Origin of the sequence: Aquimarina litoralis (assembly GCF_039523995.1) — a bacterium.
GTDB classification, from domain to species: Bacteria; Bacteroidota; Bacteroidia; order Flavobacteriales; family Flavobacteriaceae; genus Aquimarina; species Aquimarina litoralis.
In genome coordinates, this window is sequence record NZ_BAAAGE010000001.1 from 785,296 (window position 1) to 798,023 (window position 12,728).

Here is a 12,728-nt window from a genome sequence, read left to right on the forward strand (position 1 = left end):
AAAATAAAAAACGTCCCGAATAATCGGGACGTTTTATATATGTATTTATTAATACTTACTAAAGAATAGTTACTTTACTAAGTTGATTTCTACACGTCTGTTTTGAGCTCTACCTTTTCTAGTTTTGTTAGAAGCGATTGGTCTTTCTTCTCCATAACCTACAGCAGATAATCTAAACTGATCAATACCATTTTCAGTTAAGAAAGTTTTTACAGCGTTAGCTCTTGAATCAGATAATCTCTGATTAGCTTTAGCAGCACCTTGGCTATCAGTATGTCCTTCTACAGTAAATTTAGCAGTAGGATACTCTTTTAAGATAGCGATGATATCATTAAGTACTTTCACAGACTGATCTTTGATAGTTGATTTACCAGAATCAAATAATACCTGAGCAGCATACTCATTTAATGTTTTCTGGATCTCTTCAGTTACTTCAGGACATCCGTTGTTAGCAACAGTACCAGCAACATCTGGACAGTTATCATCTTTGTCTAATACTCCGTCACCATCTTTATCTTGGTAAGGACATCCGTTGTTTGCAGCAGGACCTGCTTCGTTTGGACAACCATCTTTAGAATCAGTGATTCCATCACCGTCAGCATCAGGACATCCATTTAAGTTAGCTAAACCAGCAACAGTAGGACACTCATCTTTAGGATCAGGGATTCCGTCACCATCAGTATCAGCACATCCGTTAAATTCTGCAGTACCAGCTACATCTGGACAATCATCTTTAGCATCAGTGATTCCGTCACCGTCAGTATCAGGACATCCGTTAAATTCTGCTAAACCAGGAACATCGATACACTCATCATCTTTGTCAAAAACACCGTCTCCATCAGTATCTTTTCCTCCGAAAGCGAAAGTTAAACCAGCAGAGTGTTGGAAGTGAGTAGGAGGATAGTTTCCGATTTCATAATCTTCGAACACATGCTTATATGTTGTTTGTAAGTTTAAAGCTAAATTTTCAGTTAACCACAAATTAACACCTAAAGAACCATTTAAAGTTCCAGCACCGATTTCATCAACCCAAGTGTAACCTCCACCTACACCTAAGTAAGGATCGAACCATTTAGATTTTAAAGCGTTTTTGAAGCTGTAGCTAATTCTACCGTCAGCAGCGTAGTATGATAAATCATCAACGGTTTGATCAATACCTTCAGCTGTCTCTCCAAATTTCTCAATTCTGTTAACTGTACCTGCAACGGTAAATGTAAATCCATCTCCTATATATCTTCCAATCGATAATTTAGAAACAGATGGAAGAATATTCCAGTGGTCACTAGCGTTAAAAAACTCGTCAAAGATCTCCCCTTGTACAGGTAAATCTCCTCCGGTAGGAAATATATCAACAGCATTAACGCCAATCGATACAGCCCAAGGGTTGTTTTCATCCTGTGCATTCGCAGTACTAAACCCAAGTACTAATAACGAAGCCACTAAAAATCTGCTAAGATGTTTCATATTCAATAATTTAATTTTTAAGTGTTAATTAGAGCAAATGTAATATGTTAAAAATTACTGTCAAAGACAAAACTAATAAATTTTTCTTAATAGGCCAGTGTATATCGACCTTTGCGAAGTTTTTAAGGTTTAATTTTACCTATTCGTGAACCCCTCAAATGTGAAAAAAACCACCTAATTAAGTAAAATTTAAAGCTATAATTTTCTTAATTACGCTACAATTATAAGATAAAAATATTTTTTATCAGTAAAATTCTACTAGTAATTGCGAAAATAATTGTTAATTATACATATTTTAGAATGATTTTATCGTTGAAATACACTAAAATCTTATTTTCAACCTCATATCCCATTTCCTGAAGGAGAAAACCGTAAGTTTCTATTTGCTTTGAATGCGCCGAATTATATTCTCCTGTTTTGTAATCCAGTATTGTCACTTTATTCTCAGAATCTATTTGTACTCTATCTGGTCTATATATATTACCTCCTGAAATAATATCTCTTTCATTTAGTATAGTATATCCTTCAGAAAAATATGTACGTAAATTAGGGTGTTCTATCACCTTTTTAATGTCATTATATATTGAACTCTTCTCCAAATGATTAATTACTCCCGTTTCGAAGGCCCTTTCTACCGCTTTATCTATATCTCCATGAGTAACAATAGAAGCCATCATTTCATGAATGATATTGCCTTTTTCGATAGCCATTTCTTGATCCGTATCCCAAAGCTTGCTAGCATTGGTAACAATATTTACTTTATATTTCTTTCTGGAACTTTGTAGATTACTAAGCGTAAAGTTTTTTGTTTTAGCAATATTTAATTGTTCTTCTTGAAAAGGTTTTTCATCAATTCCAAAAGTATAAATAGATTCTTCATCATTCCATTTACCAATATGTTTTAGATAATTGATAAGCTTACCAGAAAATTTATTAGGATTGGTTTCTCCTTTAGAATTTATTTCAGTTTTAGAAATAATATACAATTGTTCTTCTGCTCTTGTTAATGCAACATATAAGAGATTAAATGCATCTAATTCTAATTGCGATTGACGTTCTTGAACTATTTTTGTTCCTTTAGTTCCAAGTTCTGATAATTCCTTGTTATAACTTATAAAAACTTCTTCGAAAGCATTGAAGTCTTTTTTTGATACTGACAACCAAGTTTTAGGTTCAATCTCTCTATATATATCGATATTCGCATATGGATAAATAACACAAGGAAATTCTAATCCTTTGGATTTATGTATGGTCATAATTCGAATCGCCTCTTCTCCTTCGGGAGCTATGATACTTAGCTTTTCCTTTTTCTGTTCCCAATATGACAAAAAACCAATGATACCTTCGGCTTGCTTTTGAGTGTATCCAAAAACCGTGTCTAAAAAAAACTGAACATAAGCGGGTGATACCTTAGATAATTCAAAAGAGTTAATGATATATTCTACCGCTTCGTAAAAAGGTTTAATTTCTAATTGATAAAAGCTAAATTCAATTCCTAAAATCTTCAATTCATCACAAAATTCCTGCCGACTATTAAAAATCAGTTTATCAAAAAAACTATGTTTTTGTTCTATACAATATTGCTCTGCAATAAAATATAATATATTAGTTTTAGCTGAAAGTTCATGGGGATATATGAACCAAGTGAGCATATTAATTATAAAACCAACTCTTGGATCATTTTTAAGCAACAAAGTTTCGGAAGAAACAATCGGAACACTTTTTTCCGTTAGAAAATCTGCTATTAACGTCCCCTCTTTTTGTTTTCTTGTTAAAATACAAATCTCATTTAGCAGATATCCTTTTTCTTGCAGCTCTAAAACATACTCATATACTTTTTCGGGATAAACCTCATTCTCCTCCGCAATATTGTTGGCTGAAATAAAAGAAAGATGTACAAAACCCTGTTTCTTAGCATTGTACTCTTGATTATTTCCTAATAGATATAATTTTTTATGAAGATCATTACTAAAATCATTCGATAAAAAAGTAAAGAAGTCATTATTGAATTTTATGATTTCTTGATGGCTCCGATAGTTTCTTGGTAAATTTAGGACCTGTTTTTCTTGTACTGAAAACGGATTATGATCTAATGACAAATCAATAAACTGTTCTGCTTTTCCACCTCTCCACCTATAAATTGCTTGTTTAGCATCTCCAACAATTGTTACTTGCCCTCTCTTACCGCTTAACGTTTCTGAAGAAATAGCATTATCAATTAAAGGTATTATGTTATTCCATTGCAATTCGGAAGTGTCTTGGAATTCATCTATAAAATAATCTCTATATCGTTCTCCAAGGCGTTCGTAAATAAAAGGTGCTGGTTGATCCTGGATAGCTTCACTAATAATTTTATTGAATTCAGAAATTAATAAAATACTTCTTTCTTTTTTTATTTCCTGAAGTTCTTTATTAATGAGATTTAGTACAGAAAGGGGAATTAAATTTCTGATAATATTATCATACAACTTTATATGTACTATTTGCTCTTTTGTGCCTAAAAAAGCACGTTCGATATCATCCCGAAGACCGTCTATACTTCTCTTTTTATCATCCTCTAATTTAGCATTGTAGAATGACGCAGAATGAATATTTTGTTTCCAAGCGGCTTTAAAATCAACTTTTATGTCTCCTTCTGCTAATTTTTTAAAATGCCCTGGAATTGATCCTCTAGTAAAATCTTTATGTTCTAGACCTTGCTCTTCTATCTTTTGTAAAACATCCTCAGAACTCGAGATAATATCCGTTTTTAATTTAGAAATTTTTTGTCCCAGACTTTTCTTAAAACTTTCAAAATCCTCAGAGGTTTTTTGAGCAAGTTTATCCAGATGCATTCTATCATTCTCACTAAACAATAAGCGCGCTACTTTGTTTAATTCTACAGTAATATCCCAATTTTTATCGTCTTCCAATTTACTAAGCGCAAAATCGATAATAATATCTGTTAACATTTTATCGTCACCAACCTTAGCAATAACAGCATCCACGGATTCTTCAATCAAGGATTCTGTATCCATTTCAATTTCAAAATTCATAGGAATCCCTAAATCCCGAGCAAAAGTGCGGATAACTCTATGAGTAAAGGTGTCAATAGTGACAATATCAAAAGCAGCATAATTGTGTAAAATACTTTTGAGAATTCTATCTGATTTTTGTTTTATGATATGCTGTTCAATTTTTGTTTCCTGAACAATATCATTTAATAAGTATTCATATTTAGCTACTGGATTTTCCTGACTTATTCCAACAAGATTTTCTAAAACTCTTGTTTTCATTTCTGCAACTGCCTTATTTGTAAAAGTAATTGCCAAAATATTCTTATAAGTATCCTTAAATTCTCCTGTTAAAAGAGCTATTAGGTAAGCTTTAACCAAAGTATAGGTTTTTCCAGCTCCAGCAGCAGCATTATAAATTGTAAAAGGGTACTTAGAATTCAATAGCTTGTTTTTTTACTAAAGTATCAAAAAAGACTATTTTTCAAACAGGAATCACTCGTAAAAATGAATTAGACTACAATATTAATTAATGGAATGTAAAAATTTTGATTTAATTAATTTATAACAAATATTAATTTTTATTCATAACTCTTATTCCTAACTTTGGTTTCATTTTTCTTATTAACTAAAAAATAGATTATGTCATTTGAATTACCAAAATTAAACTATGCCTTTGATGCATTAGAACCTAATATAGACGCACGAACAATGGAAATTCATCATGATAAGCATCATGCTGGATATACAAGTAAATTAAATGCTGCTATTGCCGGTACAGATTTAGAAGGCAAGACTATAGAAAATATCCTTATCAACCTTGATATGTCTAACGGTGCTGTTAGAAATAATGGTGGAGGATATTATAATCACTGCTTATTCTGGGAAGTAATGTCTCCGAACGGAGGAGGAGTTCCATCTGGAGAACTTGCAGAAGCTATCAATAGCGCTTTTGGTTCATTTGATGCATTTAAAGATGCTTTTTCTAAAGCTGCAGCAACACAATTCGGTTCTGGATGGGCATGGTTATGTGTTCATGAAGGAGGTAAAGTAGAAGTATGCGGAACTCCTAATCAGGACAATCCACTAATGCCTAATGTAGGTTGTGGTGGAACTCCAATTCTTGGTTTAGATGTATGGGAGCATGCATATTACTTAAATTATCAAAATCGCAGACCAGATTATATTAGTGCATTCTTTAATGTAATCAACTGGGATGAAGTTTCTACTAGATATGCTCAAGGGAAGTAATATCTAATATATACTACAAAACAAAAAGAGTCATAATAATGTTATGACTCTTTTTTATATATCAATTTTTACAAAATGTTCTAAAATAAAAAAAGGTGGAAAGTCCACCTTTTTTTGCCCCAAATCTACCATGAACTTAACCTACTTATGCTATGGCTCTGCTAATATAAAGCGTTATTTCAATGTGGAAAAATGTTTTAGATGAAAAGCCAAAATACTTGTTGAAATACACAAATTAACTGATTTTAACAACAAGATATTTTATTTTTTAATAGGCTCTTTCATCTTTTCCTTCGAAAAAGTTTATAAATGCCTTATTTACAACTCGATTCCCTCCTGCAGTAGGATAATCTCCAGTAAAGTACCAATCGCCTAGGTTTTTAGGACATGCCTTATGAAGGTTGTCCACGGTTTGATAGATAATTTTTATTTCTGCGCCAACAGTCTCATCACTTAAAAGTTCTGCAATTTTATCACTTATTTCCTGATCTGTGAACCCTTCATATATTTCTTTTACAAAATTATGAACTTTTTCATCTGCTAAGTTTTCTTGTGCTTTACACTTTTTATAAACTTCTTCTACTAATCTATAATTACCATTTTCTTTTAATAACTCTAAAGAAGCCTTAAAAGCAATTAAACCTTCTAGTCTGGCCATATCAATTCCATAACAGTCTGGATAGCGTATTTGTGGTGCCGAGGATACCACTATAATCTTTTTTGGTTTTAACCTATCGAGCATTTTGATAATACTCTTTTTAAGCGTCGTTCCTCTAACTATACTGTCGTCAATAATTACTAAATTATCTTCCGACTTTACTACCCCATAGGTAACATCATATACATGCGCAACTAAATCATCTCTACTACTATCCTCGGTAATAAAGGTTCTGAGTTTAGCATCTTTTATTGCCAATTTCTCCGTTCTCAATCTTGCAGATAGTATTTCGGATAAACGTTCATCAGTCAATGAATCTTTTTCTGCAAGAATCGTCTCGTTCTTTTGTTTATTAAGTTCGTCTTGGGCGGCTTCTACCATTCCGTAGAATGAAGTTTCTGCAGTATTTGGAATAAAAGAAAATACAGTATTTACGGTATCATGGTCTATTTCTTTTAATACCTGTGGCATAATAAGCTTACCAAGATTCTTTCGTTCTTTATATATTTCTGCGTCACTACCTCTAGAAAAATAAATACGTTCAAAAGAACAAGCTTTTCGTTCTAACGGATCTATAATTTTACTTATAGATGTTTTTCCATTTTTCTTAACTATAATTGCTTTACCAGGGTCTAATTCGATTACCTGATCAAAAGGAACATTAAACACTGTTTGAATAACAGGTCTTTCGGAAGCAACCACGACTACTTCATCATCTTGATAGTAATACGCTGGTCTAATTCCTGCTGGGTCTCTAAGAACAAATGCATCTCCATGACCTAACATTCCTGCCATAGCATACCCTCCATCCCAATCTTTAGAAGATTTCTTTAAAATTTTAGCAACGTTTAATCGCTCTACGATTTGTGGAGAAGCATCTACTTTACTGTATCCTTCTTTCTTAAGCTTTTTATATAACTTGGCAACTTCAGAATCCAAAAAGTGACCAATTTTTTCCATTACTGTTACGGTATCCACATGATCCTTAGGATGCTGCCCTAATCTCACTAGATTTTCAAATAAGACATTATTATTTGTCATATTAAAATTACCTGCGACGATAAGATTACGATGCATCCAGTTATTTTGCCTTAAAAAAGGGTGCACACTTTCTACACTATTTTTGCCAAAAGTCCCATAACGTACATGGCCTAAAAGAACTTCTCCTATATACGGTATATTCTTTTTTTGTAAATCAACATTATCCGTATACTCTGGATGTTCTACCAACTCTTTGTTAATTCGATCATTAATCTGAGAAAAAATATCCTGAATAGGCTGGGAAGCACTTGATCGAACTCTACTTATATATCTTTCTCCTGGTGGTCTGTCTAATTTAATACTTGCAAAACCAGCACCATCTTGTCCGCGATTATGCTGTTTTTCCATCATGAGGTACATTTTATTAACTCCGTAAAATGCACTACCATATTTCTCCTTATAATACTCTAATGGTTTCAGTAATCTTATAAATGCTATTCCGCATTCATGTTTTAAGGCATCACTCATTGTATTCCAAAAATTCTATTGTTGTGTTGTAGTAGGTTTACTCTAAATAAATCATTAATTAAAAAAAGCCCTTACTAAAATCGAAAAGGGCTATTTATGGTAAACTATGATAATTCTATTTCGAATTGTGTTAGCTCTTTAAATTGCTTAAGTCGTTTTTGAACTTCGTCTCTTTCTAAATTTTCCATTCTTTCCGTTCCAAATTTCTCTACACAGAACGATGCCAAATTGGATGCGTGAATAATCGCATTTTTCATGTTCTCAAAAGAAAGGTTTCCTGTTTTGGTTAAATACCCTGCAAAACCTCCTGCAAAAGTATCACCTGCTCCCGTAGGGTCAAAAACCTCTTCTAATGGCAATGCTGGTGCAAAGAAAATTTGGTCTTTATGAAATAATAAAGCCCCATGTTCTCCTTTTTTAATTACCACATATTTAGGACCCATTTTCTCTATTGCTCTTGCAGCCTTAACCAAAGAGTACTCTCCACTTAATTGTCTAGCTTCTTCATCATTTATGGTAATAACATCTACTTTAGCAATAACTTTATGCAAGTCATTTATAAAAGCATCCTCCATCCAAAAATTCATAGTATCTAAAATGGCCAATTTAGGCTTCTCCTTAAACTGTTCTAAAACACTAAGCTGTACCAAGGGATTTAAATTTCCTAATACCACAATCTCTGCATCCTTATAATTTTCTGGAACCACTGGTTGAAAATCTGCCAATACATTTAGTTGTGTCTCTAAGGTATCTCTAGAATTCAAATCATTATGATATTTACCACTCCAGAAAAAAGTTTTACCTCCTTCTACAATTTCTATTGCAGATGTATCAATATTTTTTGCTTCTAATGTTTTAAAATAATCCTTAGGAAAATCTTCTCCTACCACAGAAACTATTGCAGATGGAATGTTAAAGTTGGAAGCAGAAAGTGCAATGTACGGAGCCGCTCCGCCTAATATCTTATCTGTTTTGCCAAAAGGTGTCTCAATAGCATCAAAAGCAACGGAACCTACAATAAGTAATTTACTCATAAAATAGCGTAATAATTTTTTGCAAATATACGCTTTACTTTTTACTAAAAACTTTAAAACTATTACTTAGATATGATGCCGTTTTTTATGCAACAAAAAGCCTTGTTTAAACCTTTTTTATATTACATTGCGGCTCATATTTATTTTAAATAGTTTCTACGGATACGCCATAATGATTTTATGTTAAAAACTTCTTTTCTTTCAAAAAAACTTGTGTTCCTACTAAAATAATGTTAAATTTGTCATAACTTTAACATAAACTCAACATAATTATGAAAAAAAGTAAGATAGCTAGACTTGCGCTAGCTGCCCTAATCTCCTTTTCTCTAACTAACTGTGAGAAAGACACAGAAGATGTATTAGAGACGAACGAAATCGACTTTTCAAAATCTGCACATGTATGTATTGCTAAATGGGATGCTCCTAATGGTGCTAAGGCAACTAGTGTAAAGGCTAAACAATGGGAAACTGGACAAACTATTCGTGTAAAATTTTTAAATGGAAATAGTTTTGTACAATCCAAAGTAAGACAGTATGCAGTTGAATGGGAAAAGTATGCAAATTTAAAATTCCAATGGGTTACCTCTGGAAGTGCCAATATAAAAATTGCCTTTAGAGAAGGACAATATGCCGATGAAGCAGGTTCTTGGTCATACCTAGGAACAGATTCTAATAGTTATGCACATAGTATGCACTTTGGATGGTTTAACGATAGCACTAGTGATACTGAATTTAGAAGAACAACTATTCATGAGTTTGGTCATGCTTTAGGATTAATCCATGAACATCAAAATCCTGTTGCTGGAATTAACTGGGATAAAGATGCTGTATATGCATATTATGCTGGTGCTCCTAATTACTGGTCACAAGCTCAAGTAGACAACAATCTTTTTAGACGTTATGATGCAAGTATCAGTAATTATAGTGAATATGATCCATTATCAATTATGCATTATCCAATTCCTGCAGAACATACTCTTGATAGAGTTGCCGTAGGATCAAACTCGCAATTATCTGCAACTGATAAAGCATTTATTGGAACAATCTATCCATTTCCAGATTCTGGAGATATCTGCGCGGGTGTAGCACCTTATAACGGAAACACTTCATATTCTACAGGAGATAAAGTAACTTATAACGGTACACTTTACCAAAGAACTAGTACTGGGTGGAGTAATCTTGGTGAATGTGGTAGCTCGGATCCTTGTGACGGTGTAGCTCCTTATAACGGAAACACATCGTATTCTGTTGGTGACCAAGTAACTTATAACGGAACTCTTTATCAAAGAACTAGTACCGGATGGAGTAATCTAGGACCTTGCGGTGCATAAAAAACAAAGAATAATTCATACAAAAGCTCTAGATACAGATCTAGAGCTTTTTTTATATCAAGTTTACCTTCGAAATATAATTCTAATTTAAACGTTGATTCTTCAAGAATTTAGATTTTCTAAGGTACTTTTAAGATTTTTAAAAGTTCTAAATGGTCCAAGTACTAATAATGAATTCGTGATAAACGAAGGTAAAGTGCCTTCAGGGTTAACATAAAGTTGTTGAGTGACTTGAACATAACCATTTTTCTCTTCTAATAGCCAATGTCCTACCAATTCCTGAACTCTAAGTGTATTTTTTACTTCTGGAACCTCTGTTGATGCAGAACTAATACTTAATTCTACTCTATTATTAGAAATCTTATTCAATTTTAATTTAGAAACCACATCCCTATCCGTCATAGGCCAAGGAAAATCATTCTTTACATAAAAAATATAGTCTTTATTGTCAGATACCTTAACCAAATGACTAACTCCATCTTCGCAGTTGTGATTATACCGTGGAGCCGTTAACAACTCTTGCATTACCTTATCCAACGTAGTTTTAATAGATGTTACCGCTCTATATTCTTTATATCGGCTATTTTCATAATTTCTAACCCATATTTTTATTCCTTCACTATCCTTAGAAAGACTCCAATCATCTTGACTCCATATGGTTAGCGGAATCAAAATGAATAAAAAGAAAGATATATTTTTGATATTCATTTTTTTCATTTCTAAATCATTAGGTTCACTACTCGATAATGATTTAGTAGAAAAAGAATAAATTGAATTACAAAAGGGCCTTGTTAAAGTAGGTTAAATAGGAATTTATTTCCTTCCAAAATCCGCTGGGATCTCACCCCAAGCTTTTGTTTCCCATTTAACAATTTTCGTTGTATACGTGTTTTCTTTAAGCCATATGATCGCCCGATCAACTAAATCAAACATTTGTTTATTTTTAGAACTTCTCTTTAGTTTGGTCTTGCAAGTTTTTTGTTTTACCCAACCCATCGCTATTTTAGAATCCGTATATAAAATCCGATCACTCCCTTTCTTTTTAAGGTATGCAAGACCGTGCACTAACGCCAAAAACTCACCTATGTTATTTGTCCCCTGAGGAAAAGGACCTTGATGAAAAAGTTGTTTTTCTGTCTGAGTATCTACACCTCTGTATTCCATTTTACCCGGATTCCCACTAGAAGCCGCATCAACTGCAATAGAATACAAATTAGGCTCTCCAATTTTTGATAATTGTTCTGGAGTTAAAGAAGATTTTGGCTTGCTTTTTCCTCTATAATCTTCATAATTCCCATTATAAGCTTTTTTGGCTAGGTCAAAAGATTCAAAAGATTTGTATTTAGCATTTGCATACCCTTTTACAGCAGCTTTACAATCATCCCATTTGTTATAAATCCCAGGCTTGTGCCCTTCCCAAACGACATAAAACTTTTCCTTTTTAGCCATGTTTCTAATAACTATAAATGTACTTTTAAATTAAAACTGATTATCAGATTTCCTCTCTTAATCCTAAAACCTTTTCTATAACGACAGGAAAGTATTTATATTCTAAAGTATGGATAGCCTTTGCCAAATCCTCTGCAGTATCCTTTTCGTCTATAGCAGTTTCTGCCTGAAAAATAATTCCACCCTCATCGTAGTGTTCATTTACAAAATGAATGGTAATACCACTCTCTTTTTCCTTATTTCTAATAACCGCTTCGTGTACATGACTTCCATACATCCCTTTTCCTCCATATTTTGGCAATAATGCAGGATGAATATTAATCACTTTATCTGGGAAAACATCAATGATTTTTTTAGGAAATATCCATAAAAAGCCTGCCAATACAATGATATCCGGTTCGGCATCTTTTAGCACATTTAATACATCATTAGAACCATAAAATGACTCTTTGTCAAAGTGCAACGCCTTTACTTTAAGGTCATGAGCCCTTTTTAAAACTTTGGCACGCAGGTTGTTAGAGAACACATGTGTTACCTCGGCATTCTTGCGTTCTTGAAAGTACTTAATAATATTTTCGGCATTGGTACCGGATCCGGAAGCAAAAATTACAATACGCTTCATAGTTATAGAGTGTTAGTTTAGAGAGCACAAAAAAAATAATTATTATCCATTTTTAGGCAGCAAAAAGCCAATACTTCCATATATTTGATAAAATACAAATACATTTTTAGAGGATTATGGGGTTTTAAAATAAAGTTTTTTATTTTTGCGACCTAATTAAAAAATTAAAATTAAACATTATGTCAGACATTGCATCAAGAGTAAAAGCGATAATCGTTGACAAATTAGGAGTAGACGAAAATGAGGTTGTAACTGAGGCTAGCTTCACAAATGACCTAGGCGCTGATTCGTTAGACACTGTAGAGTTGATTATGGAATTCGAAAAAGAATTCGATATTCAAATTCCAGATGATCAAGCTGAAAACATTGCAACAGTTGGTCAAGCAATATCTTATATTGAAGACGCAAAGTAAATAA

At 32.8% G+C, this 12,728-nt stretch carries 10 protein-coding genes; 3 read left to right on the top strand and 7 right to left on the bottom strand.

Annotation, left to right across the window (positions count from 1 at the left end; genetic code table 11):
• Positions 1 to 69: 69 nt before the first annotated feature.
• Together ABD077_RS03060 and ABD077_RS03065 are read right to left on the bottom strand one after the other, a co-directional pair.
• Complete coding sequence (locus ABD077_RS03060) at positions 70 to 1,464, bottom strand: OmpA family protein (RefSeq protein ID WP_343910375.1); 1,395 nt, start codon at positions 1,462 to 1,464, stop codon at positions 70 to 72.
• Between the two features lie 284 nt (positions 1,465 to 1,748).
• Positions 1,749 to 4,901: a UvrD-helicase domain-containing protein gene (locus ABD077_RS03065; protein ID WP_343910377.1), complete on the bottom strand. Its 3,153-nt coding sequence runs from the start codon at positions 4,899 to 4,901 to the stop codon at positions 1,749 to 1,751.
• Between the two features lie 198 nt (positions 4,902 to 5,099).
• Here ABD077_RS03065 and ABD077_RS03070 point away from each other — a divergent pair, with 198 nt between their 5' ends.
• Positions 5,100 to 5,708, top strand: coding sequence for a superoxide dismutase (locus tag ABD077_RS03070; RefSeq protein ID WP_343910379.1), 609 nt, complete (start codon positions 5,100 to 5,102; stop codon positions 5,706 to 5,708).
• 268 nt (positions 5,709 to 5,976) lie between these two features.
• Here the strand turns inward: ABD077_RS03070 and ABD077_RS03075 are convergent, their stop codons facing one another.
• Both ABD077_RS03075 and ABD077_RS03080 read right to left on the bottom strand, forming a co-directional pair.
• Positions 5,977 to 7,875, bottom strand: a complete 1,899-nt coding sequence (locus ABD077_RS03075) for an amidophosphoribosyltransferase (protein WP_343910381.1) — start codon at positions 7,873 to 7,875, stop codon at positions 5,977 to 5,979.
• A gap of 104 nt (positions 7,876 to 7,979) precedes the next feature.
• Positions 7,980 to 8,909, bottom strand: coding sequence for a PfkB family carbohydrate kinase (locus ABD077_RS03080; RefSeq protein ID WP_343910383.1), 930 nt, complete (start codon positions 8,907 to 8,909; stop codon positions 7,980 to 7,982).
• Positions 8,910 to 9,181: 272 nt separating this feature from the next.
• Here ABD077_RS03080 and ABD077_RS03085 point away from each other — a divergent pair, with 272 nt between their 5' ends.
• Positions 9,182 to 10,240 (top strand): matrixin family metalloprotease, encoded by a 1,059-nt coding sequence (locus tag ABD077_RS03085; protein WP_343910385.1) that lies wholly within the window; start codon positions 9,182 to 9,184, stop codon positions 10,238 to 10,240.
• 102 nt (positions 10,241 to 10,342) lie between these two features.
• Here the strand turns inward: ABD077_RS03085 and ABD077_RS03090 are convergent, their stop codons facing one another.
• The 3 genes from ABD077_RS03090 to purN form a co-directional block, all read right to left on the bottom strand.
• Complete coding sequence (locus tag ABD077_RS03090) at positions 10,343 to 10,948, bottom strand: START domain-containing protein (RefSeq protein ID WP_343910387.1); 606 nt, start codon at positions 10,946 to 10,948, stop codon at positions 10,343 to 10,345.
• A gap of 105 nt (positions 10,949 to 11,053) precedes the next feature.
• Complete coding sequence (locus tag ABD077_RS03095; protein WP_299609868.1) at positions 11,054 to 11,689, bottom strand: ribonuclease H1 domain-containing protein; 636 nt, start codon at positions 11,687 to 11,689, stop codon at positions 11,054 to 11,056.
• 43 nt (positions 11,690 to 11,732) lie between these two features.
• A complete protein-coding gene (gene purN, locus ABD077_RS03100) occupies positions 11,733 to 12,311 on the bottom strand; it encodes a phosphoribosylglycinamide formyltransferase (protein ID WP_343910391.1) in 579 nt (192 codons plus the stop codon).
• Positions 12,312 to 12,490: 179 nt separating this feature from the next.
• On the opposite strand from purN, the gene ABD077_RS03105 reads away from it, so the two are divergent.
• Positions 12,491 to 12,724: an acyl carrier protein gene (locus ABD077_RS03105; RefSeq protein WP_027394586.1), complete on the top strand. Its 234-nt coding sequence runs from the start codon at positions 12,491 to 12,493 to the stop codon at positions 12,722 to 12,724.
• The last annotated feature ends 4 nt before the right edge of the window (positions 12,725 to 12,728 follow it).

What these genes read in the sequence shown, in the direction of transcription:
- ABD077_RS03090 (WP_343910387.1), bottom strand. Translation starts at nt 10,948, where the DNA reads ATGAATATCAAAAATATATCTTTCTTTTTATTCATTTTGATTCCGCTA.
- ABD077_RS03070 (WP_343910379.1), top strand. Translation starts at nt 5,100, where the DNA reads ATGTCATTTGAATTACCAAAATTAAACTATGCCTTTGATGCATTAGAA.
- ABD077_RS03060 (WP_343910375.1), bottom strand. Translation starts at nt 1,464, where the DNA reads ATGAAACATCTTAGCAGATTTTTAGTGGCTTCGTTATTAGTACTTGGG.
- purN (WP_343910391.1), bottom strand. Translation starts at nt 12,311, where the DNA reads ATGAAGCGTATTGTAATTTTTGCTTCCGGATCCGGTACCAATGCCGAA.
- ABD077_RS03085 (WP_343910385.1), top strand. Translation starts at nt 9,182, where the DNA reads ATGAAAAAAAGTAAGATAGCTAGACTTGCGCTAGCTGCCCTAATCTCC.
- ABD077_RS03080 (WP_343910383.1), bottom strand. Translation starts at nt 8,909, where the DNA reads ATGAGTAAATTACTTATTGTAGGTTCCGTTGCTTTTGATGCTATTGAG.
- ABD077_RS03105 (WP_027394586.1), top strand. Translation starts at nt 12,491, where the DNA reads ATGTCAGACATTGCATCAAGAGTAAAAGCGATAATCGTTGACAAATTA.
- ABD077_RS03095 (WP_299609868.1), bottom strand. Translation starts at nt 11,689, where the DNA reads ATGGCTAAAAAGGAAAAGTTTTATGTCGTTTGGGAAGGGCACAAGCCT.
- ABD077_RS03075 (WP_343910381.1), bottom strand. Translation starts at nt 7,875, where the DNA reads ATGAGTGATGCCTTAAAACATGAATGCGGAATAGCATTTATAAGATTA.